Consider the following 23,201-nt stretch of genomic DNA (forward strand, 5'->3'; position numbering starts at 1 on the left):
TTATGACGGATGTTATAATAGGGTCAGTTTGGAAGAATGGGAGACGTTGGCATGGATGGTTTAACGAAGATGTGGGTTTCTTTTATCGGAATTGGTCTCATGGCTTTATCAGCAATCCTCGTTGTGTTTGCCCGATCCAAGACTCGTGGATGGATTAAGGGAATATTAACATTAATTGCTTTCGTAATACTTTTGCTAGGTATGTTATACAGCTTTATTTCAATTGTATAGGGGCTCAGCGTATATGGGAGAACTCAAATTAATGGGTCGAACAAGAGAAGGACAAGCAGAAATTATTGTAGGTCGAACGTTGCTGCAGTCGGCAATCGAGCTTCAATTGGATTGGCAATATAGATGTGAACGAGGTACGTGTGCGCAGTGCCGCTGTATAATCGAGGAAGGACATCTCCAGTTGAATGAAATAACAGATGCTGAATGGGACCGTATGGATGAAGATGAACTACGATCAGGTTACCGATTAGCATGTCAGGCTAAAGTGTTAGATGCTGACACGACAGTGGCAGCGAAGTTTGCACCATATTACTAATGAAATTGTGATGGGGTTTACTATGCATCAACAAATGAGAGAAACGATGGCTCATGCGATTGAATGGCTTGCAAGTCAGTCGCATGATTCTTCGAAATGGATGATAGGTGGAAGTTGCAGCCTGTTGTTACAAGGAGTGGAGCTACTAGCTCCGCCAAATGATATTGATGTGTTCGCTGATCAATGTGATGCACAGCTGCTTCATCAATTATGGCGGAGCAAATCTACGGATGACGCGGTTTGGAATGAGACAGAAATGTATCGTTCATTGCTAAGTCATTATGAAATAAATAGTTGTTCTGTAGAGCTTGTTGGACAATTCCATGTAAGGAACGAATGGTGTAGTTACCAGATGGAAGTTAGTGAGGGTTTGTGGAACTATGCTCCATCGGTGACTGTTGGGGAACATTCCATCATATTGACACCACTCATACATGAACTTCTTTTTAATATGCTGAGGGGAAGAGTAGAGCGTGTAGATGCCATTGCAGCGGCAATTCAATGCAATCCCCAGCAGCATAGAGAGGTATTGTCTTATGTATTATCTAAATGTGAGCCATCCTCTAGTGCATATGTAAATATTCGACGTATATTGCCTGAATTATGCCTAGATGCGTATGAGAATAGCGCGCACAGCAAGGATTAAAGGAGTATTCTACACCGTGTTGTTGGATTAACTCTACTAGCATCCGCATAAAGGAGGTGCTGTATGAGCATTAGTATTCAGTTTGAACCTGATGGCAAACAGATTGAAATTAAGCAAGGCATGACCGTTTTGGAGGCTGCGCGTAAAGCTCGTATTTCCATACGAACTCGTTGTGATGGCAAAGCGGGCTGTCTACAATGCAAAGTGTCGATTGAGGCTGATGAGGGGATGATGAACTCCCCGACTGAGGCTGAGCAGCGTAAGATGGGTTATTTTTCAACTTGTGGAGAACGATTAGCCTGTCAGACTCGTATTATTGGCTCGGCACATGGTAAAGCGGTCATTCATGTGCCAGAAGATCCTTTAAAGGCGGCAGTTCGTAAACGACTGTTGGAGCAGCAAGAGGAGGACCGCCTATGGTAGGTGGGGGAGGAGAATCGGATTGAGTCGCACTAAATTCGTAGTCAGCTTACTTCTAGTTGTTTGTTTGCTTCTGCAGGGATGTATGTACCCTAATGAACTGCGAAAAGAGAATCAAGCTTCTGCAAAAGATGGAATTTTGCTCGTTCAGCATGCAGTTGACGAATATCAGAAACGAAATTCATTACTTCCGATTGTTACTGCAGACCAATCTGTGCCGAGATACGAGAAATTCAAAGTTGATTTTGAAGCTCTACTGACAAATCAAGTGCTTAGCGCAATTCCTGCGAATGCATTTGAAAATGGTGGGACTGGGGTTTATCTCATTGTTAATGAAGAGATTAAACCTACTGTTCGTTTAATGCACCTTCCGACGGCTCAGAGAGTAAATGATTTGCAGCGAGCGGTTACGATGTACATAGAGAAGCATGAAGGTCAATTGCCGAGCAAAGAACAAATTTATCCTGGATTTTTTGAAATATCGTTAGAAAAGATAGGTGCTCGCCCTGTTGATATCAGGAGTCCGTATAGCGGTGATTCACTCCCTTTTATTATGGATGAGCAAGGAAACGTATTTGCAGACTATGCTCCAGACATCATGAAGGCTGTTGAGAAGTCGGGTAAGAAACCTGCTGACCACACAGATCAGGTTCAGGAATTGCTCGTAACGGAAGGTTTATTTGTACCCGTTAAATCTCCTGTTTATGAATGGAGAGAGAATGCGCCTTGGCCTAAGCAAAGCGTCAGGATATGATTAGAATGTGGAGCCATATCTATAGCAAGTAGAAGCAAGTGCAGGTAAGAGACTGCACTTGCTTTTTTTTATGTATAAATTTTTTAAGTAGAAATACATAATGGTTGTCATATATTTGAACAAAACACATATACCTGTGTAGGAAGGCGTCGCTCTGCTGAAGAGCCCCTCATAGTTATTTACTAACGTTATGAGCAGCGATAGTAAAAAAAAGTGTGGATGATCGTCATATTTATGACGTTCTATCATATGATCTTACTAGTCCAAAGCATGTACAGGTTGCATCGCTTGCTCATTGCTGCATATGAACCGGGCGGCGAACACTAGCGACAACGGCAACAGCTCAATTCCAGCAACGGTGCTAATTGTTTCTGAAGGGCGGAAGGCGGACGCTGCCTTCATGTCCGTCGGGAATTATTTGAGGAGGGGATATCAATTGGAGAAAGTAGACATTTTTAAGGACATTGCCGAGCGTACCGGCGGGGATATTTACCTCGGGGTCGTTGGTGCGGTCCGCACGGGTAAATCAACATTTATAAAACGTTTCATGGAAACGGTCGTGCTGCCGAATATTACGAACGAATCCGATCGCATTCGTGCCGTGGATGAACTTCCACAAAGTGCGGCTGGCAAGACGATTATGACAACAGAGCCTAAGTTCGTTCCGAACAATGCGGTTCAGATTAAAGTAGCAGAGGGTCTTGACGTAAATGTAAGGTTGGTAGACTGTGTCGGCTATGCCGTTGAAGGTGCCAAAGGTTACGAGGATGAAAGTGGACCACGTATGATTAATACACCTTGGTTTGAGGATCCAATTCCTTTCCAGGAAGCAGCGGAGATAGGGACACGCAAGGTGATACAGGAACACTCAACATTAGGTGTAGTCGTAACAACAGATGGTACGATTGCCGAAATCCCACGTCGTTCTTATGTGGAATCAGAAGAGCGGGTTATTAATGAGTTGAAGGAAGTTGGCAAGCCATTTGTGCTTATCATCAACTCTACGAAGCCGCGCAGCGAAGAGACACAGGCGCTCCGTAATGAATTACAAGCGAAGTATGATATTCCAGTGCTGGCGCTTAGTGCTGCGACGATGGGTGAAGAAGATGTTATCGGCGTATTGCGCGAAGTATTGTACGAATTCCCGGTTCATGAGGTGAATGTGAATCTACCTAGCTGGGTAATGGTACTGAATGAACAGCACTGGCTCCGATCCAGCTATGAAAGTTCAGTTCGTGATACTGTGAAAGATATTCGTCGCTTGCGTGATGTGGACCGTATCGTACAACAATTCACCGAATATGACTTCATCGCACGTGCTGGCTTGAGCGGTATGGATATGGGGCAAGGCGTTGCGGAGATTGATTTGTATGCACCGGATGAGCTGTATGATCAAATTTTGATGGAAGTGGTTGGCGTTGAAATTCGAGGCAAAGACCATCTACTTCAATTGATGCAGCAGTTTGCGCATGCGAAGAAAGAGTTTGATCGCTTCGAAGAGGCGTTAGAAATGGTTAAAACAACGGGCTATGGCATTGCGGCGCCTACTCTTGCAGAGATGGCACTGGATGAGCCAGAACTTATCCGTCAAGGCTCTCGCTTTGGTGTTCGCCTGAAAGCAACTGCTCCGTCGATACATATGATACGTGTCGATGTGGAATCAGAATTTGCTCCGATTATTGGTACGGAGAGACAGAGTGAAGAACTTATGCGCTATTTGATGCAGGACTTCGAGAATGATCCTACGAAGATTTGGGAGTCCGACATATTTGGTCGTTCGCTTCATTCGATTGTGCGTGAAGGCATTCAAGGCAAGATTGCGATGATGCCAGACAATGCTCGATACAAGCTGCAAGAAACGCTGGGTCGTATTATTAACGAAGGATCTGGTGGCTTGATAGCTATTATATTGTAATGGCGTTGTACATTTGTTTGATGTTCTAAATAAGCTAAGCAACCCCCTTCAATTGGTAGACAGCTCTGTTGAGAGCTTCTCTACAATGAAGGGGGTGTTTGTTTACCAGAGCATAAAAATATTTACTTTATGTATCTATTTCGCACGAAGGACTCGGATTGAAGTTCACTCATAAAGATTGTGCCAGCTTATTTTGTTCCATTTCCATAGAAAGCGGATGAGGATTGACTTGTAATTTGGCGATCCGATAAGCGACTGTAATTGCGAGCAGGAAGACGATACATCCTGTTCCAATAAACAAATAGCTAATCGAAACGGCTGGATACAGCTGGCCGACTATAAGTGACATAAGCAGCATAGGTCCCATCCATGCTAATTGAATGAAGGTGCTCACTCTACCTTGAAAATCTATTTCAACATGAGTTTGTATGAGAGATGCGGTTGTGATGTTATAGGCTACGATACCGGAAAAGAATAGGACAGTTGCAGCAATGACCCAGATAACACTTGGGAAAATAGTCATTCCTCCTAATCCGCATGCAAGAAGGAAGACAGATATCGTTAACAGACGTTCCGGTTTGCATTTTATTTTCGGAATTGCTAACGAACCAATAAGCATAGTTACTCCGATAATAGGGGTAAACCAAGCCAAGGATTCTTTAGGCAGCCCTAAATATTCAGTAATGAGGAACATCTGCATTACATTATATACGCCTGCTACTAATCCGAACGCCAAATTACTAAGTGTAACGATCTTGACGATTTTATGGCTCAGCGCAAATTGAAAACCAAGTTTTAAATCGCTCCAAATGGAGTGGAATGTTAGTGATTTTGTGTTGATGCTCGCAGATAATTCATTGTTTTGTTGTTCATTCGGAATTCGAATAATAGTAGTAGCAGCACCAATAAAGAGGACTGTAGCAATGACGATCATGAAACTTGACCCAATCGCGCCGTACAACATGATGGCAACTACAGGTCCAATAATGTTAGTAAAGCTGATGGACATTTGACGATAGCTTGCAGCAATAAGTCTATCATCATTGTGCACAAGACTCATCGTAAAAGCAGGCTGTGAAGCTCGAAAGACAAGCGTAGAAATAGCGGATAAAAAGGAACCTATGTAGATCATTAGTACGGAGTTCACTGCGATCGCTCCGATAAATAGCAGCATAACTACGGCTCTAAACAATAATGCACTAGACAAGGATGTCTTACGATCAAAGCGATCTGCAAATACGCCAATAATAGGGCCTAGTAAAAAAATCGGGGCGTACTCTAATATGAGATTGATGGATATAGCTGCTGCGGCTTTATCGGCGAATTGTTCTAAAATAACGAATAAAAGTGCGGTATTGCGAATGTTATCACCAAATTCAGAAGACCATGCAGCAAGCCAGAAGCGAAGAAACTTTGGGTTGCGTCGTAAAAAGTTTTTCATGATTAACCACCTTTTTTATATTTTTATATAAAATGACTTTAGATGAATATCGAATGTTGTTTCAAAAGAATAACACAGCGATAAAGCTGTGTTATTCGGTTAACATCTGCGTTAAATGTTGAAGTACTTCTGCGATGCGTTCTTTATCCGTATGGTAATAAACTTTATTTTCTTGCCGGATGGCTTTGACAATCCCTGTCGTCGTTAATGCGTTGAGATGATGGGATATTGTAGAGTTAGTCAGGTTTAGTTCTTTGGCAAGCTCATGTCCATAACGTGGTGCTCGGTTCAATAGTTGAATGATATGAATCCGCTTCTCATCTGACAGTACTTTGAGAGAATCGCTAATTTGTTGATGATTAATATCGTGTTTGCTTATCATGTCCAGACGATTAATGCCCAACAAGCATATAAATCCATCTTCATTATCATAAATGAACGCTGCTGTGTTCATAAAATAAGAAGGGAATACATGAATCGGAAGATCGTTCGTCGAAACAGGAACAATGTCTGTTCTTAAAGCTTTGTTCAACTGCTTAACGCCATTCTCTTGAATAAGCTGATTAAGCTGTAGCAAGCTTTGCTCTAATCGCGCAGTTAGCTCCTCTTCCCATAGCTTAAAAATATTTTCGTAAAATACGCGAAGCAGTTCTAGATATTTGCTCTTCATGCGTTCTGTATCTGCGTGAAAGTAGAGCATTTTCCAACGTTCTTTTTCAGGTAATGACGTTTGTTCTAAGCGTTCAAGTATATTGCTTGTGGTGAGTTCTGGAATGGTGCTTATTTCTGGATCTATACTATAGTTCAAAAATTGAAGGAAAAGCTCATTGGACGGCAATTGCTCTATCCAGTGAAACAAATCTTCAATGGACATGTCATTTTGAATAATAGTCGGCAGAACAGATATGCCGCAGGAATTATCATGGTGGAAAAACAATTGTATTTGTTCCAAAGTATCTTTTGACAGTTTAAGCCGAGCTTCTTGAACGTATTGGTTGAGTTGGTTATCTTGGTGCAACTGCATGGAAGGTTGCTGCGGTACCAGTTGGTCATGGTTCGTTAGTCGGAACATTGCTGCAAGTAGCTCAACGGTAATAGAGCTGCTCGTATTTAGTGGGATCGATGCTAGATTATTCACCAATTTCGAATCTCCTTTTAGATAATCATCGAACATATCTTTAGATTACAATATAATGGTAATCGATGAAACAGTCAATTGTTTTATTTGTCCTTACTTTTTACAAGAAGTTGAATATCCATTATATTCGTAACTGATGTTTGATTATTATCGAATGTTACCTCAGATTAGAATACATCGTTAGGGTAATTCTTGCTACTGTCAAGTGTTCAGTTCGTGCAGATTCAGATTGTTTTGATTTCTTATCACTAAATAGCTTGTTTAGAGTAGTGATTGGTAACACACGTCTATTTGCTTTGAAAAAAATCGATTTAAAAGGTTTGATCATAATAACACCCCTCTTCGTTGTTCGTCTAATGTCTGTTTCGATAATTGTGATAATTAATTTAATGGTAATTCCTGTATCTGTCAAGTGGCTTTTATGAAGTTTATTTAAGAAAATGGTATACTCATAGTAAGTCCCTATTTTTGGGGAGTAGGATAAGAAGAGCGAGGGATTTTTGATGAGCGTGCAAAATGAAGTACATATTGTGTCAGCGCAAATGAAAACAGATGAGGAAGGTGCGTACCTTGGAACGGTTGTTTTCAAGCTTGAAGGCTACCAGCATCCGTACGAGTTGACGGTCTACAGTAAGAAGGGGAAAGAATGGGATTATAGTCTACATTACACGTCTGAAAGTGGAGTAGAAGAAGAGTTGCTGAAGTTAGATGAAAGATTAGAAGAAGATGACGATTTATTTGATACGCTTTTGGAGGCTGCACAACAAGCAGGCGAAACAATATAATTATAACTCAAGGGTTGCTTACCGTTTAGAGGGTAAGTACCCTTTTTTTATGTGATTTTGATTGAATTTTAATGGAAATATCATTAAATACCTTAAAACCGATTTACATACTAGGAAATAACGTATATATTATTGTCTAATAGTTGTGCGGAAAATGTTGGTTATAAGCACGCTAAATATACAATAGGGGATGTTGAGATGGGGACAACGTTGAGACGAGGGCGCATATGGGGAATGTTTTCTGCTATTTTATGTTTTTCAATTCTTTTATCTGCATGTGGAATTAAGTCAGCGGGACAGTCGACAACCGCAAATCATCAGGAAGAAAATAAAGTTGAGAACGAGAAGGATCTAAAAGGCAAGCGGATCGCGCTAGTCATGGAATTAAATACAGGAACGTTCTCGCAGCAGTATGCTGAAGGCGTTAAGGAAGAAGTAGAGCGATTTGGTGGAGAGCTGACGGTGTTCGTCGCTGAACGAGATAAATCTAAGATGGCTACATACGTAAATATGGCTGTGAACCAGAACTTCGATGGTATTTTAACGGATCATGGAACACCAGAGGCATTAACGAAAGGGATTAAAAAGGCACAGGAAAATAAGATTCCCGTCGTCGCCTTTGATGCACTACTAGATATTCCGGGTGTAACTGTCCTCGAACAAGGGGATGAGAGAATGGCTGAGTTGACATTAGAGCAGTTGGCAGCCGATGCGGGTGGAAAAGGAAATATCGTGAAAATTTGGGTAGCTGGATTTGCTCCGATGGAACGTCGTCAGACGGCGTATGCAGCTTTCCAACAAAAGTATCCGGATATTAAAGAAATTGCGGCATTTGGTGCTGCATCCAGCAGTACAGCATTGGATACACAGGCTAAAATGGAAGCTATTTTGAAGCAGTATCCTAATAAAGGTGACATTACGGCAGTATGGGCTGCTTGGGATGAGTTCGCTAAAGGTGCTTCGCGAGCGATTAAGCAAGCAGGCCGTGACGAAATCAAAGTATATGGCATCGACATGAGTGATGAGGATTTGCAAATGCTTCAAGACCCGACTAGTCCATGGATTGCAACAGCTGCTGTTGATCCGAAAGACATCGGTCGTGTACAAGTTCGCTATTTATATCAAAAATTGTACGGTGAACAAACAGAAGATCGTGTTGTTCTTGAGCCGGTATTTGTAAAGCGTGAAGACTTACCCAAAGACAAACAAGTATCAACAAATGAACTTGGACAGTATGTTCAAGGTTGGAGTGGCAGCAAGCAGGGGGAGAAAGAGTGGATGAAATCGTATCCATATAAATAAGTTGCAACATCCAGCAAAGGTGGGGTTGATATGACGCTGACAACACGATACGCAGCAGAATCTTCTCCCACGATCGTAAATAAGGAGCCGGGAAGTGAGTGTGCTATGAATATTTCTCGCTCCTTATTGCGCATGGTGGGTATAGAAAAGAGTTTTAATGGGGTACCGACACTTAAGGAAGTTGATTTTGAAGCATATAGCGGTGAAATCCATGCACTCTTGGGAGCAAATGGGGCTGGGAAAAGTACGCTTATGAAAGTGCTCTCTGGCGCCTATTCATCGGACGCAGGCCAGATCGAACTGCACGGAATGAAGCTGCAAATTGAGCAGCCGAAAGACGCGCGTAGTGTGGGGATTTACTGTGTTTATCAAGAAGTAGATACCGCGCTTGTCCCACAGTTAACGGTCGCAGAAAATATTATGTTGGATCAGATGGCGCAAGTCACAGCATCTTGGTGGGTTAGTCCTGCGCAGCAGCAGCGGCAGGCGGCTGTTGCATGTGCCAAGCTTGGGGTGGAGCTGCCACTAACAAAGTTCGTGTCAGAGCTATCATTGGCAGAAAAGCAGATGGTTCTCATTGCAAGAACACTTATTGGGCAGGCGAAAGTGGTTATTTTTGATGAACCTACAGCACCGCTTAGTCAGGAGGAGGCTGCAAGGCTGTTTGCTGTAATGCAGCTGATGAAAGAGCAAGGACTCGTCGTCATTTTTATATCGCATCGCTTACCTGAAGTATTTGCTATTTGTGATCGTATTACGATTATGAGAGATGGGGTTAGGGTTCATACAGACCATGTTTCAAAGCTATCGATACAGGATGTCGTCAGTCATATGCTGGGACGCACGCTTGAGGAGCGGGTGCAAAAGGAAGATGTCCCGATCGGTGAAGTTGTTTTGGAAGCGAAAAATCTCTTATCTGGTCATCGAGTTCGCGGTGTTGATTTTTCCGTACATAGCGGCGAAATTGTGGCCGTGGTTGGTATCGTTGGTGCAGGGAAAACGGAGACAACAAGGTTATTAACGGGTGTGGAACAGCCCGAAGCGGGTTCCATTTATATTAGAGGCCAGTCGGTTCGGTTCAAGGAGCCAGCGGATGCGATTGCAAAGGGAGTTGTACTAGTACCGGAAGAGCGACGCAAACAAGGGCTTATTGTACATGAATCGGTGGAAACCAATGTGAGTCTCCCCCTATTAAAACAACTATCAAGCTGGATTGGGTGGATTAACGCTAAGAAAGAACGTCAACTTGCGGCGGAAATCGTCGAAAAACTTCGAATTAAAACAGCATCAGTACAGACGCTGGTACAATATTTAAGCGGTGGTAATCAACAAAAAATAGCAATTGGAAAATGGCTGGAATCCGATGCGGATGTATATGTATTTGATGAGCCTACCAAAGGTGTTGATGTCGGTGCGAAAGAGGATATATTTCAAATTATCGGTGATTTAGCGAAGCAGGGACATGCCATTCTGTACTTTACTTGCGAATTTGCAGAAGCGATAGGGATAGCAGATCGAATTCTTGTGATGTGTGACGGGAAGATAGTTCAAGAATTTAATCGACATGCAGCTACCCAAGAACAGCTTTTGTTCTACGCTAGCGCCGGCAAAGAAGGGGAGCTATAAGTATGGAAGCAGGTATTAAGCATAAACTATTGCACTTTTTATTCCGTTATGGAGCTATTTTTGTAGTCATTGGCGTATTTGTTTATTTTTCGCTGCGGTTAGAACATTTTTTGACGGCCTCCAATATTGGAGATATTATGGCTTCCATATCGATCGTAACCTTTGTTGCGCTGGGTGTTACTTTCTCATTGATTGTGGATGGATTTGATTTGTCAGTAGGCTCTACCGTTTCACTTACGACCGTCGTAACCGCCTCAATGATGGTGTGGTATGAAATGCCGATGATCGTTGTCATTGGAGTGCCACTTTTAATTGGTGCTTTAGTAGGTTTACTGAACGCCCTTTTTATTATCAAATTTCGTATTCCTGATCTATTAGCGACGCTAGCTGTTATGTACATAATTGCGGGTATTCACAAGACATATACGAAAGGCTACTCTATTAATGACCATATGTTATTCCCTGACGGCACCAAGGCTCCAGGTGTTATTACAACATCATTTCAGACGATTGGTCAAGGAGAGTTCTATATTGGCAGTCTTAGCGTGCCTATCCCTGTACTGTTCATGGTGCTGGCCATTGTAGCTGCACATCTGCTGTTGCGTTATACTCGTTTTGGCAGACAGCTGTACATGACTGGTGGAAATCGTGAGGCTGCACGTTTGTCTGGTATCCGAGTGAATCGAATTCGGACACTGGCTTATGTTATCTCAGGGGTTTGCGCTGCAATTGGTGGTATTTTATTCACATCAAGAGTAGGGACGGGAGAAATTGATGCGGGTGCGCCGCTTTTGATGGAGGCAGTAGCGGCTGTATTTGTTGGCTTCTCTGTTTTTGGAGCGGGCAAACCCAATGTATTCGGTACTTTTATTGGTGCGCTGCTTATAGGTGTGCTGGTCAATGGATTGACGATGATGAACTTGCAATATTACACACATGATATTATTAAAGGGACGGTTCTTGTGTTGGCACTTTCGATTACGTTTTATGTGGTGAATCGAGGGCGTTCTTCTTCTTCATAATTTGTAAGCTGGCAGACATATCGCTACTTGCATTTGATCTGAGGGTATATTACTATAAATTTGTTCCAGAAGTACGATTACATGCTAAGGGACTCCATATTGATATACTCATGTATATTTTTATAGGAACTAGTGTAAACAATGGATAACCACATACTTGAATCGGGAGGTGAGCATACATGAACAAGTCCGAATTGATTACGCAAGTCGTTGAGTCAACTGAACTTCCTAAGAAAGATGTAACAAAAGTTGTAGACGCAGTATTCGAAGCGATTTCCACTGCACTGCAAGAGGGCGATAAGGTTCAGTTGGTAGGCTTCGGTAACTTCGAGGTTCGTGAGCGTTCCGCTCGTAAGGGCCGTAACCCGCAAACGGGTGAAGAGATCGAGATCCCTGCTAGCAAGATCCCTGCGTTCAAACCAGGCAAAGCGTTGAAAGAAGGCATCAAATAAGCTTTTACATAGGACTGTCTTTGCTCAGCCGTGACGAATGTCACGGCTTACTTTATGTGTTACACTTATGTAAGAAGGAGGGGTTGGCGTGGAACAAACGGATTTTGTTGTAATTAAGGCGAAAGAACAAGGCGTACAAGTTATCGGATTGACAAGAGGGCAAGATACAAGATTTCATCACACCGAAAAATTAGACAAGAATGAGGTCCTCATTGCACAATTCACGGATCATACATCTGCAATCAAGATTCGCGGCAAAGCTATGATTATGAGCAAGCATGGTACGGTTCATACGGATAAAGACGAATAGAATAAAGGCAGGCATAGCCTGCTTTTTTTCATTATAGAATGAGGTATGGACATAAGTTCGTCCGTCGACACTGGTAGTATGTCTTTGTGATGACTTAGTGGAAGGCGAAAGGGTGTGTGAAGTTGCGTAGATGGCAGAAAGCACTCCGTATAACTACGTTTTACATACTGAGCGTTACGATAGTAGTCTATGCTCTAGGAATGTTGTCCTCAGGGCGCAGCTTGCATCGCAGTGAGCTGAAAGCAATGCCAATGATGAGTACGATTAATCCCGCTATGCACATAGAGGATGATAAGCTTGTAGATGCGCTGCTCTCTTTGCCTACTCAATTGCCTATTAGCCGTGTGAAATGGAGTGATTCAGGCGTACTATCATTGGACATCCGTGTAGCTGCCAGTATCCATCGCCCGAGAATCATTTATGAAGAATTGTACCGCTGGCTTCACTATAGTTTTTATGAGACGGACAATATTAATCGTTTGGAACTTAGAGTCGTTATTGAAAATAAAGAACGCCGCCAAAAACACGTCCTGCTCGCCTTGGACTCACTTCGCGATCAAGTTACCGCATCTGTCTTGAATGAGCTGGTCCAAAATGGACATCCTCCATCTGTTCAAGCGATACGAGCCATGCGATTGAGTTATACAACATTGTGGACTGAACAATTTGGAGCACGTGTTGGGCTATAAAAAATATCACCGTCTTACTGACAATATGCTATAATAATCAAGATCACGACATCCAGATGGATGATTGCATTCGGAGGCACGAGGATGAAAGGATATGCTATTCCGCAAGAAGTAAAGCGTTATGTCGGACACGACATGATTCAGGCGCACACGAAGCTGCCATCGTTCGCGAATGAGCGGATAGCTTTGCTGTACGCCTTTTTGAAGCGGAACGAAGACAACCAACAGACTACGGAACGTATGACAGCTGTAACGTTACTCATTCAGCTTGGAATCGATACGCATCATACGGTTGAGTATGCGAGTAGTTCCACCAGTGATCGGAATATGCGTTCTCGACAGCTGAAAGTGTTGGCAGGAGACTATTTCAGCAGCCGCTTTTATCAAATGTTAGCCGAAGTGGGGCAAATTGAAGCGATTCAGCTGCTTAGTCGAGCAGTTTGTGAAGTAAATCGCTTGAAGATGACCGTAGCTGCTAGTGTGCGTGATGGATCTATGAATCACAGCCGCTATTATGAGCATGCAGTGAAAATAAAACAATGTCTGTTCCACGCTTTTAATGAATGGCTCAATCGTGCTGATGTTGAATTATACGAACAATTGCTTGATTTAATTAGTGAACGAGAAGTAATTCAAGAAGAGTTAGAGATTGTGAAGCAGCAAGCTGTGGAGTCTCATAGTTGGACATATTGGTTCGTTATGGCACATGCTTCATCCTCTCAACTTCATCGTTGGCAGCATGAAGTAATTATCGAGCAGGAATGGGATGAATTGCTGCAGCAATGCAAGCCAGAGTTGATTTTGCATGAGAGAATGAAGTCTGTTGAAGAGCGGTTGTCAACCATTTTAGGTGCAAGTGTGAGCGACACGCAATCTTCTTTTGTGGAGTCAATTGTTTCTGAACTTGCGATATAGGTTTGTATTTGCGTACAAGCTGTATCTCAACGCCGATAAGTGACGAACCAGTTGTTAAATAGGCGATGAAAGGACTAGGTGACGTGACGTGAAGACACATTCGCCGAAGGAAGGCAAAGCTAAAGAGCAACATGTACACGCGGTATTTGAAAATATCGCACCGAAATACGATGTGATGAACGACATCATAAGCTTCCGTCGCCACAAAGCATGGAGAGCGTTCACGATGAAGAAGATGAACGTTCAACGAGGGCAGACGGCTCTCGATTTATGCTGCGGTACTTGTGATTGGACGATTCAGCTTGCACAAGCAACGGAAACGGGAGCTGTTTACGGCTTGGATTTCAGTGCGAATATGCTAGCACATGGAAAGACCAAAGTAGACAAGCTTGGCTTGGACAAGCAAATAACGCTTGTACAAGGAAATGCGATGGAACTTCCGTTTGAGGACAATACGTTCGATTATGTGACGATTGGATTTGGCTTGCGGAATGTGCCTGACTACATGCAGGTTATTCGTGAGATGCGTCGAGTCGTCAAACCAGGTGGAAAAGTCGTTTGCTTAGAGACTTCCAAGCCTTCAACACAGCCTTTTAAAGGTATTTATAATTTCTACTTCCAGAAATTGATGCCGATGATGGGCAAAATGGTTGCGAAGCGATTTGAGCAATACCAGTGGTTGTCTGAATCTCAGGCTTCATTCCCTGATCATATACAATTGGCCCGTATGTTTGAGGAAGCGGGATTGGAACGAGTTGATGTGAAGCCATTCTTTATGGGTGTAGCTGCGCTTCATATGGGGACGAAGGGGAACGGACATGTTTAATAAAATAAAAGTATTTCTTGAAATGATCAAGTTTGAACATACGCTTTTTGCACTGCCATTTGCATTTATGGGATCCATTCTAGGTGCAATAACGTTGCAAGGCAGAATGCCGAGCTGGACGGAGATTGGGTGGATTTTAGTTGCTATGGTTGGTGCACGCAGTGCTGCTATGGCATTGAATAGAGTTATTGACGCAGCATATGATGCAAAAAATCCTCGTACAGCTAATCGAGCGATTCCAGCAGGGTTGTTGAAGTTTGGTGAAGTAATTGTGTTTACGATTGTTTCATTTGGATTATTAATATGGGCGGCATCAAAGTTACAGCCATTATCTTTTTTATTATTACCTATTGCTGTGTTTATGCTCGTATTTTATTCATTTACGAAACGCTTCACTTGGCTCTGTCATGTTATTCTCGGTTTAACCATCGCGCTTGCTCCACTAGGTGGATGGGTAGCTGTAACGAATGTCGTTGATTGGACTGCAATGGTCTTCTTCTTGACCGTAGCCTTATGGACGGCAGGGTTTGATATTGTGTATGCATGTCAAGACTATGAATTCGATAAGAAAGAAGGCTTGCACTCCATTCCCGTTCGTTTTGGTATTGCAAAATCGCTTATGATAGCTCGCGGTTTTCATATTGTGACAGCAGTTGGTTTTATATCATTAACGTTTATGACAGAGTTAAGCTGGCTGTATCTTATTGGAACATTAATTGCTGCAGGCTTGATGATTTATGAGCATCTTATCGTGAAACCGAATGATTTGACACGCTTGAACACTGCATTTTTCACCATGAATGGAGTGCTTAGCGTCGTAGTATTTGTATTTAGTTTACTTGACTTGGTGGTGCTGCGCTAATGAGTGGCTCTGAACGTTGGATCGTAGGCATTACAGGAGCAAGCGGAGCTGTATATGGTGTTCGTCTTGTTCAATCTTTGCTCGCTGCTGGTCATTTCGTTCATTTGCTCATTTCTGACGCTGGCTGGCGTGTACTTAAAGAAGAGCTGGATTGGCAAGTGACCAGAAGGCAGGAAGCGATTGAGAATGCTTTTGGCGATGCTGCTGAACGCATTCAATATCATCCTATACAAGATATAGGCGCGAGTATTGCGAGTGGATCATTCCGCGTTAAAGGAATGATCATTATGCCATGTTCAATGGGGACACTGTCTGCTATTGCTCATGGTACATCTGATAATTTGATGGCGCGTGCGGCTGATGTCATGATTAAAGAAGGAAGGCCGCTCGTCTTAGTTCCTCGTGAAACGCCAATGCATGCTATACACCTTGAGAATATGCTCAAGTTGTCCCGATTAGGTATCAAAATAGTCCCTGCGATGCCTGCCTTTTATTATCGTCCACAGACATTGGATGACATCGTAAACTTCCTTGTTGGAAAGGTATTGGATAGCTTGGATATCGATCATCAGCTGTTTACAAGGTGGGGAGAGCAGACGAATGAGCATTCCGTTGGATCCACAGAAGAGAACGATACGAATCGGTCAAATTGATTATACGAATGTTTGGCCGATTTTCTTTCACTTTAAGCCGGAACAAACGCTATCACCTGTCGAATTAATTCCTGCCGTTCCTTCGACCTTGAATAAGTCGATGAAGGAAGGGAATATCGATATGGGACCTATATCAGCGTTTGCGTATGGCGAATCCAGTGAAGACTACGTGTTATTCCCTGATTTGTCGGTTAGTGCCTATGGAGCAGTCAATTCCATTCTGCTATTTTTGAATAAACCATTAATTGAAGCCTTAGAAGGTACGGTTGCATTAACGACCTCATCTGCTACCTCCATTAATTTATTCAAAATAATAGCTGAGAAGCGCTATGGCGCTCACCCTAGCTATATTTCGATGGACCCTCAACTTGATCGAATGATGGAAAAAGCGGATGCTGCCTTATTGATAGGGGATCATGCGATTCGTGCTTATTGGGACAATGAGCGGCATGGGCGCTATCAAGTGCTGGATTTAGGGCAAATGTGGCAAGAATGGACAGGGCATTGGATGACATTTGCTGTATGGGCTGTTCGCAAGCAGGCACTCGTTAGTCATCCTTCTGACATTGGCCGCATCGTCGATGCATTTGAACGAAGTAAGTACAAAAGCATTCACAACCCTGATCCCCTTATTCAATCGGCTGTACAACGAGTCGGAGGTACAGAGAAGTTTTGGCGTAACTATTTTGCAAACTTGAACTATGATTTTGGTCCAAGGCAGCAGCAAGGATTGCAGTTGTATTTTAAATACGCATATGAGCTAGGTCTTATTGATCATCATGTTCAACTCGATATATGGTCTGAAAATAAGGTTGGTTAGGTGACGGTATGAAATTGTGGGATATTTATGCAAAAATGAAAAATGACGTGTCCTATATTGAGCGTGAGCTGGAGCGTACGGTCGTCTCTGATCACGAACTGCTTAATGAAACGACACTGCATTTGTTAAAGGCTGGCGGCAAGCGCATACGACCAGTATTTGTTCTGCTTGCGGGTAAGTTTGGCACATACGATTTGGAGCAGCTCAAAAAAATTGCTGTGCCGCTAGAATTAATTCATATGGCTTCCCTCGTGCATGATGATGTCATTGATGACGCGAATACACGTCGAGGCAGCATGACGGTGAAGTCAAAATGGGACAATCGAATTGCTATGTATACGGGCGATTTTATTTATGGTAAAGCATTGACCCTCGTGACGGAATTGAAAAATCCAGATATCCATCTTATTCTCTCCAAAGCTATGGTTGAGATGTGTCTAGGAGAAATGGAACAGATCCGTGATTTCTTTAATACGAATCAATCTGTTCGTCAGTACTTGCTGCGTATCCGGAGAAAGACGGCACTCCTAATCGCCATCAGTTGTCAATTAGGAGCTTTAGCAGCAGGTGCCGATCGTAATGTAAGTCGTCTATTGTATCGCTATGGATACAACGTTGGGATGGCATTCCAAATCCGGGATGATGTGCTTGACTTGATTGGCACGGAATCACAGTTGGGCAAACCTCCTGGTAATGATATTTTACAAGGGAACATTACACTTCCTGTTTTGTACGCACTGCAAGAATCTCGTTTGCAAGAGCCATTGCTTAAGCATATTAACGAAATACGTTTGAACAATGGTCATTCGGATGCGACAGAAGCACTTGATTTAATTCGATACAGCGATGGAATTAAGATTGCGGAGAAGTTAGCAGATCGCTACATACAAAAGGCAATGGATGCGCTCGCGCAGCTGCCCAACCAACGAGCGAAGCGTAATTTAAAAGATATTGCACATTTCATCGCAAATCGAAATCACTAAAAATAGAGCTTATGCAATAGCAATACATTCGTTATGCTATAAATGCATAGGCTATATTTTTTGAAAAGGATGCGCTTACAAACAATATCTGGTATAATCTCTGTGTTGGACAACTTCACATAGGTATCAAGGAGTGAACGTATGGAACGCACATTCATCATGGTTAAACCAGACGGCGTGCAGCGTGGCCTGATTGGTGAGATCGTAAGCCGGTTTGAACGCAAGGGATTTAAGCTAGTCGCAGGTAAGTTGATGATTATTGAGCGTGGTCAAGCAGAGCGTCATTACGCCGAGCATGCAGAAAAGCCATTTTTCGGAGAATTGGTAGACTTCATCACTTCTGGTCCAGTGTTCGCTATGGTGTGGGAAGGTGACGATGTCATTTCGCTGTCTCGTCTTATGATTGGCAAGACAAAGGTTGCTGATGCATTACCAGGAACGATTCGTGGTGATTATGCTGCACATACGAACTTCAATCTTGTGCATGGTTCTGATGCACCTGAAAGTGCTGAGCGTGAGATTGCTAATATGTTCAGTGATAGCGAGTTGCTTGGATATACTCGTACAATTGAACCTTGGATTTAAGTCGAATAATGTTGTAATACGAACAGGCATGACGAATTTTTTTCGTCATGCCTTTTTTAATTGGTGCATAGTCCTTGCTAGTATGATATAAGTGAAGAAACAGTACTTTATGAAAAATGATGGGAGAAGCAGCAAATGGAGAGACCTACATACAATGAACAGACAAAAGCCGAAAAGTTGGCTGCGCTAGCCGATATGCCTACACGCACAATCGTATATTCAAAAGAAGAGGATGTAGATTATACGACATTTATACAGCTCATTAAACAAAAGACAGGAATTGATTTATCGCAATACAAAGAAGCACAGATGCGACGTCGACTTACGACGCTGCGAGTAAAGAACGGTTATGCGACCTTCGAGCAATTTGCGCATGCTATGAATGCAGACAAGAAGCTATTTTATGAGTTTTTGGACCGCATGACGATCAACGTATCTGAATTTTGGCGGAATCCGAACCGTTGGGAAGTGTTGAAAGATCGTGTGCTTCCTGCATTATTGACGGAAAATAAACAGCTACGTTGTTGGAGTGCTGCATGTTCGACAGGTGAAGAGCCGTATACGCTAGCGATGATTCTGGATGATAAACATTGTCTTAAGCAAACAACCCTCTATGCATCGGATATTGATGAGAATGCATTGCAGCGTGCAAAGGATGGTATTTATATTGAGCGTGCATTGAAAGATGTGCCGCCTGCTTTTCAACAAAAATATTATAAGCAAGATGGGGATATGTATCGCATTCATGATATGTTGAAGCCGCATATTCAATTTCGAAAGCAAAACTTATTGTTGGACAAGTTCGAATCGAATCTGGATTTGATCATTTGCCGCAACGTTATGATCTATTTCACGGAAGAAGCAAAGCATGAACTTTATAAAAAGTTCGCTCAAGCGCTTCGACCAGGTGGAATGCTGTTTGTAGGCAGTACAGAACAAATCTTTAATCCTGCACAATATGGATTAGAAACACAGGAGACGTTTTTCTATCGTAAATTATAGTTCGAGCCTCGGAATAATGAGGGATATATGGTTGCAATCGCTAGATGTACATAGATGTAATCTTTGCTTCTTCCTGCTAGAGGATTGATGTATGCAGTTGATGCTTTCTTGTCAAACCATGTCACCTATACTATAATGAGCAAAGAGTCTGAGATTTTAGTCATTCACAGCATCACAGCTTAAAGGAGGAACAGTAAATGAGTCTACGATTTTTGACAGCTGGTGAAACCCACGGTCCGCAACTAACCGCTATTATAGAAGGAATGCCTAGTAATATGAGTGTAGATTTTGAACAGTTGAACAATCATTTGCTACGTCGTCAAAAAGGTTATGGACGTGGTCGTCGCATGCAAATTGAAACAGATACTGCGCAAATCGTAGGCGGTGTTCGCCATGGACGTACAACGGGGGCGCCAATTGCGTTAGTCGTTGAAAATAAAGACTGGAAGCATTGGACGTCCATTATGAATGTAGAGCCAATCGAAGGAACAGACGAAGAGAAGCGCCGCGTGCATCGTCCGCGCCCTGGACATGCGGATTTGAACGGCGGATTAAAATATAACTTGAAAGATTTGCGCAATGTATTGGAGCGTTCAAGTGCACGTGAAACTGCTGCAAGAGTAGCTTGCGGTGCTTTGGCTCGCCAACTTCTTGAGCAATTTGGAATCAAAATTGCAGGTCACGTTATTCGTATTGGTGAGATTGAGGCGCCTCCTGTAGGAGATATTTCCATTGATGAATTAATCGAGCGTACAGAACAGTCTTCTGTGCGTGTAGTTGATGGAGAGACTGAGAAGAAAATGGAAGCTTATATCGATCAGATAAAAAAAGAAGGCGATTCTATCGGCGGCATTGTCGAGTGTATCGTGGAAGGGTTGCCTGTAGGGTTAGGAAGTCATGTTCAATACGATCGTAAGCTGGATGGCCGTATTGCACAAGGAGTTATGTCCATTAATGCTTTCAAAGGCGTTGAGATTGGAATCGGCTTTGAAGCAGGTATTCTTCGTGGCTCACAGGTCCATGATGAAATAGAGCACGGTGAACATGGATATACACGTTCATCGAATCGCTTAGGCGGCTTTGAAGGTGGCATGACGAATGGCATGCCTGTTGTTGTCCGTGGTGTTATGAAGCCGATACCAACTTTGTACAAGCCGTTGCGCAGTGTTGATATTGATACAAAAGAAGCATTTACCGCTCAAGTAGAGCGTTCAGATGCTTGTGCAGTACCTGCTGCAAGTGTAGTGATGGAGCATGTCGTGGCGTGGGAAATTGCTAAGGCATTTTTAGAGAAGTTTGGCGGGGACTCCATGGAAGAAATTCGTTCTAACTACGATAATTACTTGAATCAACTAACGCAGTACTAAGGTGATAGATATGGATACTAATGAATCTTTGGGATGTCGTGAACTTGTCGTCTCTTTGGAGGATCGCTCCTATCCGATATGGATAGGGAGTGGTCTGCTCCCTCGCTTAAGTACGTTACTGCTTGAACGTAGCATATCAAATAAGAGTCCGCTTTTGCTAGTATCCGATGAACAGGTTGCTAAGCATCATCTAGAGACTGTACTACAAGCTTTGCAAGAAGGCGGCCATAACACGGTTGTACATATTGTTCCATCGGGCGAATCTTCAAAATCTTTATCGCATTATGAAGCATGTATGACAACTGCCATTGAGGCGGGCTTGGATCGGAAATCTACTGTGCTTGCGCTTGGTGGCGGTGTAGTCGGAGATTTGGCAGGCTTTGTAGCAGCTACGTACATGAGAGGCGTTCGATTTATTCAACTTCCTACTACTATTTTAGCTCATGATAGCAGCGTAGGCGGTAAAGTAGCTGTGAATCATCCGTTGGCCAAAAATATGATTGGTGCTTTCCATCAGCCTGAGGCGGTTATTTTTGATTTGGATACGCTTCATACACTTCCAATTAGAGAAGTACGTGCTGGTCTTGCTGAGATGATTAAGCATGGTTTGATTTGGGATCAAGCATTTTCGGATTGGTGTTTAGAGCATGCCGATGATTTAGTTGCTCTAGATCAGGAGAAGGTAGCATATGGCATTTATATGGGCTGCAATGTGAAAGCGCAGGTCGTTTCTAAAGATGAGCGTGAACAAAATTTACGCGCCATTTTGAATTTAGGGCACACGATTGGTCATGCGCTTGAAGCAGTAGGCCATTATGGCGAACTGCTTCATGGTGAGGCAATTTCTATTGGTATGGTGGGATCAGCTGAGTTGGCCGTACTACTCGGTGAAGATTCACAACTTGTCACATATACTCGTTGCATAATCGAAGCATTCGGCTTGCCAACTTCCATTCCGTCACATTATGAAACAGACGCTATAATGGCGGCTATGATGCATGATAAGAAATTTAGTGGCGGCAGAACGACATTTGTCATTCCAACTGCAGTGGGCCAAGTAGATATTAGGCATGATATATCTATTGAGCTTGTGCGCAGCGTAGTGGATAAATTGAAAGGAGAGTAGGCTTAACGATGTGGGTGAGGGGAATACGTGGAGCAACAACCGTGCAAGCAAATGATGCAGATGAAATTTTACAAGCAACATCAGAGCTGTTAGACGAAATCGTTCAACGTAATGGCGTTGAGCCAGAATCCATTTCAAGTGTTTGGATTACTATGACAGAAGATTTAAATGCAACGTTCCCGGCTCGTGCGATCCGTACTTTGCCGAATTGGGAGCTCGTTCCTATTATGTGTGCATTGGAAATACCTGTGGAGGGTAGTTTGCCTAAATGTATACGATTAATGGTTCATATTAATACTGAAAAATCACAAGAGGCTATCCAGCATGTGTATTTAAAGGAGTCGGCACAGCTACGCCCTGATTTGGCTGGACCGACTTCGTAGCGGAATAGCTATGAGCATGTGATTCCGTCATTGACGACTTCCACATGCTAGTGTATAGTTGGCATTAGCAGAGTTGAGTATAGTGTAGTTGAGATGAGATTAGATGAGTAGAGTTGAGTTTAAGCGTGTTTTTGATTATCAGATCAGATTTCGATATATGGAGATAAGAAGAGTTCTCAGTGCTATGTGTCCATAGTCTTGTTTGTGTAACAAGGGTGGAACATTAATATTGGTATATCTTCTATATGTCCATACTTATGCATGGATAGATGATGTATGGGCATCGTTGTCTTTACTTCATGTACCTTGCGTTCTGATAACAACACCACCTTTTATTTCTTCAATTTTATCATCGCGTTCAACACACCTCTGCGGAAGCAGAGGTTTTTTTGTTGTTGAACACCTATCTATCCCTACAAATGCAAGTAAGGGAAAGGAGTGTGCGCGATGATTCCTCCAATGATTGAGCGCAGGAATGATCCCACGAGTTCAGTATCTTCTCTTTTTCGTTTCTCACACATACCGAATTACCGATTAGAAGATTGGCGAACGTTATGCAGTACAACTCGCTGATAAGAAGCTATTTGCAAGTAATTCAATTAGGAAACTTAGAAGCTTCATTGCATCATAAA

Annotated in this window: 26 protein-coding genes; 24 read left to right on the forward strand and 2 right to left on the reverse strand. The window is 42.8% G+C overall.

Features of this window, described 5'->3' with window-relative positions; translation table 11 throughout:
* Positions 1-51 precede the first annotated feature (51 nt).
* The 6 genes from H580_RS0103265 to spoIVA all read left to right on the forward strand — a co-directional run bounded on the left by H580_RS0103265 (position 52) and on the right by spoIVA (position 4,282).
* The gene (locus tag H580_RS0103265) at positions 52-231 is read left to right on the forward strand and encodes a DUF2768 family protein (protein WP_028593514.1); all 180 of its coding nucleotides are present in this window, start codon (positions 52-54) and stop codon (positions 229-231) included.
* Positions 232-244: 13 nt separating this feature from the next.
* Positions 245-547 carry a 2Fe-2S iron-sulfur cluster-binding protein gene (locus H580_RS0103270; protein WP_028593515.1) on the forward strand — a complete coding sequence of 101 codons (303 nt, stop codon included), beginning with the start codon at positions 245-247 and terminating at the stop codon, positions 545-547.
* Positions 548-569: 22 nt separating this feature from the next.
* Positions 570-1,193, forward strand: a complete 624-nt coding sequence (locus H580_RS23195) for a nucleotidyltransferase family protein (protein WP_051217209.1) — start codon at positions 570-572, stop codon at positions 1,191-1,193.
* Between the two features lie 63 nt (positions 1,194-1,256).
* Complete coding sequence (locus H580_RS0103280) at positions 1,257-1,616, forward strand: 2Fe-2S iron-sulfur cluster-binding protein (protein WP_028593516.1); 360 nt, start codon at positions 1,257-1,259, stop codon at positions 1,614-1,616.
* Positions 1,617-1,635: 19 nt separating this feature from the next.
* Positions 1,636-2,367, forward strand: a complete 732-nt coding sequence (locus H580_RS0103285; protein WP_028593517.1) for a hypothetical protein — start codon at positions 1,636-1,638, stop codon at positions 2,365-2,367.
* Between the two features lie 436 nt (positions 2,368-2,803).
* Positions 2,804-4,282, forward strand: a complete 1,479-nt coding sequence (gene spoIVA, locus H580_RS0103290) for a stage IV sporulation protein A (RefSeq protein ID WP_028593518.1) — start codon at positions 2,804-2,806, stop codon at positions 4,280-4,282.
* Between the two features lie 169 nt (positions 4,283-4,451).
* Here the strand turns inward: spoIVA and H580_RS0103295 are convergent, their stop codons facing one another.
* Complete coding sequence (locus tag H580_RS0103295; protein ID WP_028593519.1) at positions 4,452-5,723, reverse strand: MFS transporter; 1,272 nt, start codon at positions 5,721-5,723, stop codon at positions 4,452-4,454.
* A gap of 91 nt (positions 5,724-5,814) precedes the next feature.
* A complete protein-coding gene (locus H580_RS0103300; protein ID WP_169449343.1) occupies positions 5,815-6,861 on the reverse strand; it encodes an ArsR/SmtB family transcription factor in 1,047 nt (348 codons plus the stop codon).
* A gap of 503 nt (positions 6,862-7,364) precedes the next feature.
* Here H580_RS0103300 and H580_RS0103310 point away from each other — a divergent pair.
* From H580_RS0103310 to aroH, 18 genes are all read left to right on the forward strand, one after another.
* Positions 7,365-7,646, forward strand: coding sequence for a hypothetical protein (locus H580_RS0103310; RefSeq protein WP_028593521.1), 282 nt, complete (start codon positions 7,365-7,367; stop codon positions 7,644-7,646).
* 198 nt (positions 7,647-7,844) lie between these two features.
* Positions 7,845-8,948, forward strand: coding sequence for a sugar ABC transporter substrate-binding protein (locus H580_RS0103315; RefSeq protein ID WP_051217210.1), 1,104 nt, complete (start codon positions 7,845-7,847; stop codon positions 8,946-8,948).
* Positions 8,949-9,053: 105 nt separating this feature from the next.
* On the forward strand, positions 9,054-10,574 hold the full coding sequence (locus H580_RS0103320; RefSeq protein WP_028593523.1) for a sugar ABC transporter ATP-binding protein: 1,521 nt from the start codon (positions 9,054-9,056) through the stop codon (positions 10,572-10,574).
* Between the two features lie 14 nt (positions 10,575-10,588).
* On the forward strand, positions 10,589-11,596 hold the full coding sequence (locus H580_RS0103325) for an ABC transporter permease (protein ID WP_028593524.1): 1,008 nt from the start codon (positions 10,589-10,591) through the stop codon (positions 11,594-11,596).
* 179 nt (positions 11,597-11,775) lie between these two features.
* On the forward strand, positions 11,776-12,048 hold the full coding sequence (locus H580_RS0103330) for an HU family DNA-binding protein (RefSeq protein WP_028593525.1): 273 nt from the start codon (positions 11,776-11,778) through the stop codon (positions 12,046-12,048).
* An 88-nt stretch (positions 12,049-12,136) separates the two neighbouring features.
* The gene (gene mtrB / locus H580_RS0103335) at positions 12,137-12,358 is read left to right on the forward strand and encodes a trp RNA-binding attenuation protein MtrB (protein ID WP_028593526.1); all 222 of its coding nucleotides are present in this window, start codon (positions 12,137-12,139) and stop codon (positions 12,356-12,358) included.
* A gap of 116 nt (positions 12,359-12,474) precedes the next feature.
* Complete coding sequence (locus H580_RS0103340) at positions 12,475-13,047, forward strand: hypothetical protein (RefSeq protein WP_036604505.1); 573 nt, start codon at positions 12,475-12,477, stop codon at positions 13,045-13,047.
* 84 nt (positions 13,048-13,131) lie between these two features.
* The gene (locus H580_RS0103345) at positions 13,132-13,962 is read left to right on the forward strand and encodes a heptaprenyl diphosphate synthase component 1 (protein ID WP_028593528.1); all 831 of its coding nucleotides are present in this window, start codon (positions 13,132-13,134) and stop codon (positions 13,960-13,962) included.
* A gap of 88 nt (positions 13,963-14,050) precedes the next feature.
* Positions 14,051-14,788 carry a demethylmenaquinone methyltransferase gene (locus H580_RS0103350; protein ID WP_028593529.1) on the forward strand — a complete coding sequence of 246 codons (738 nt, stop codon included), beginning with the start codon at positions 14,051-14,053 and terminating at the stop codon, positions 14,786-14,788.
* On the forward strand, positions 14,781-15,650 hold the full coding sequence (locus H580_RS0103355; protein WP_028593530.1) for a UbiA-like polyprenyltransferase: 870 nt from the start codon (positions 14,781-14,783) through the stop codon (positions 15,648-15,650). Before H580_RS0103350 ends, H580_RS0103355 begins: the two co-directional genes overlap by 8 nt.
* On the forward strand, positions 15,650-16,303 hold the full coding sequence (locus H580_RS0103360; RefSeq protein ID WP_028593531.1) for a UbiX family flavin prenyltransferase: 654 nt from the start codon (positions 15,650-15,652) through the stop codon (positions 16,301-16,303). The genes H580_RS0103355 and H580_RS0103360 overlap by 1 nt, the downstream gene beginning before the upstream one ends.
* On the forward strand, positions 16,251-17,123 hold the full coding sequence (locus H580_RS0103365; protein WP_036604507.1) for a menaquinone biosynthetic enzyme MqnA/MqnD family protein: 873 nt from the start codon (positions 16,251-16,253) through the stop codon (positions 17,121-17,123). The genes H580_RS0103360 and H580_RS0103365 overlap by 53 nt, the downstream gene beginning before the upstream one ends.
* Positions 17,124-17,131: 8 nt before the next feature.
* A complete protein-coding gene (hepT, locus tag H580_RS0103370; RefSeq protein ID WP_028593533.1) occupies positions 17,132-18,106 on the forward strand; it encodes a heptaprenyl diphosphate synthase component II in 975 nt (324 codons plus the stop codon).
* A 141-nt stretch (positions 18,107-18,247) separates the two neighbouring features.
* Positions 18,248-18,691, forward strand: a complete 444-nt coding sequence (ndk, locus tag H580_RS0103375) for a nucleoside-diphosphate kinase (protein ID WP_028593534.1) — start codon at positions 18,248-18,250, stop codon at positions 18,689-18,691.
* A gap of 195 nt (positions 18,692-18,886) precedes the next feature.
* Entirely contained in the window at positions 18,887-19,693 is an 807-nt protein-coding gene (locus H580_RS0103380; RefSeq protein ID WP_028593535.1) for a CheR family methyltransferase, read from the forward strand.
* Positions 19,694-19,890: 197 nt separating this feature from the next.
* Positions 19,891-21,060 carry a chorismate synthase gene (aroC, locus tag H580_RS0103385; RefSeq protein WP_028593536.1) on the forward strand — a complete coding sequence of 390 codons (1,170 nt, stop codon included), beginning with the start codon at positions 19,891-19,893 and terminating at the stop codon, positions 21,058-21,060.
* A gap of 10 nt (positions 21,061-21,070) precedes the next feature.
* Complete coding sequence (gene aroB / locus H580_RS0103390; RefSeq protein WP_028593537.1) at positions 21,071-22,186, forward strand: 3-dehydroquinate synthase; 1,116 nt, start codon at positions 21,071-21,073, stop codon at positions 22,184-22,186.
* Positions 22,187-22,194: 8 nt separating this feature from the next.
* Positions 22,195-22,569 carry a chorismate mutase gene (gene aroH, locus H580_RS0103395; protein WP_028593538.1) on the forward strand — a complete coding sequence of 125 codons (375 nt, stop codon included), beginning with the start codon at positions 22,195-22,197 and terminating at the stop codon, positions 22,567-22,569.
* Positions 22,570-23,201 lie beyond the last annotated feature (632 nt).

This window comes from Paenibacillus assamensis DSM 18201, assembly GCF_000422445.1.
Lineage (GTDB): Bacteria > Bacillota > Bacilli > Paenibacillales > Paenibacillaceae > Paenibacillus_B > Paenibacillus_B assamensis.

Bases quoted from the DNA above. Each gene is read 5' to 3' on its own strand.
- H580_RS0103265 (WP_028593514.1), top strand. From the start codon at position 52: ATGGATGGTTTAACGAAGATGTGGGTTTCTTTTATCGGAATTGGTCTC.
- H580_RS0103270 (WP_028593515.1), top strand. From the start codon at position 245: ATGGGAGAACTCAAATTAATGGGTCGAACAAGAGAAGGACAAGCAGAA.
- H580_RS23195 (WP_051217209.1), top strand. From the start codon at position 570: ATGCATCAACAAATGAGAGAAACGATGGCTCATGCGATTGAATGGCTT.
- H580_RS0103280 (WP_028593516.1), top strand. From the start codon at position 1,257: ATGAGCATTAGTATTCAGTTTGAACCTGATGGCAAACAGATTGAAATT.
- H580_RS0103295 (WP_028593519.1), bottom strand. From the start codon at position 5,723: ATGAAAAACTTTTTACGACGCAACCCAAAGTTTCTTCGCTTCTGGCTT.
- H580_RS0103310 (WP_028593521.1), top strand. From the start codon at position 7,365: ATGAGCGTGCAAAATGAAGTACATATTGTGTCAGCGCAAATGAAAACA.
- H580_RS0103315 (WP_051217210.1), top strand. From the start codon at position 7,845: ATGGGGACAACGTTGAGACGAGGGCGCATATGGGGAATGTTTTCTGCT.
- H580_RS0103320 (WP_028593523.1), top strand. From the start codon at position 9,054: ATGAATATTTCTCGCTCCTTATTGCGCATGGTGGGTATAGAAAAGAGT.
- H580_RS0103330 (WP_028593525.1), top strand. From the start codon at position 11,776: ATGAACAAGTCCGAATTGATTACGCAAGTCGTTGAGTCAACTGAACTT.
- H580_RS0103345 (WP_028593528.1), top strand. From the start codon at position 13,132: ATGAAAGGATATGCTATTCCGCAAGAAGTAAAGCGTTATGTCGGACAC.
- H580_RS0103355 (WP_028593530.1), top strand. From the start codon at position 14,781: ATGTTTAATAAAATAAAAGTATTTCTTGAAATGATCAAGTTTGAACAT.
- H580_RS0103360 (WP_028593531.1), top strand. From the start codon at position 15,650: ATGAGTGGCTCTGAACGTTGGATCGTAGGCATTACAGGAGCAAGCGGA.
- H580_RS0103365 (WP_036604507.1), top strand. From the start codon at position 16,251: ATGAGCATTCCGTTGGATCCACAGAAGAGAACGATACGAATCGGTCAA.
- hepT (WP_028593533.1), top strand. From the start codon at position 17,132: ATGAAATTGTGGGATATTTATGCAAAAATGAAAAATGACGTGTCCTAT.
- ndk (WP_028593534.1), top strand. From the start codon at position 18,248: ATGGAACGCACATTCATCATGGTTAAACCAGACGGCGTGCAGCGTGGC.
- H580_RS0103380 (WP_028593535.1), top strand. From the start codon at position 18,887: ATGCCTACACGCACAATCGTATATTCAAAAGAAGAGGATGTAGATTAT.
- aroC (WP_028593536.1), top strand. From the start codon at position 19,891: ATGAGTCTACGATTTTTGACAGCTGGTGAAACCCACGGTCCGCAACTA.
- aroB (WP_028593537.1), top strand. From the start codon at position 21,071: ATGGATACTAATGAATCTTTGGGATGTCGTGAACTTGTCGTCTCTTTG.
- aroH (WP_028593538.1), top strand. From the start codon at position 22,195: ATGTGGGTGAGGGGAATACGTGGAGCAACAACCGTGCAAGCAAATGAT.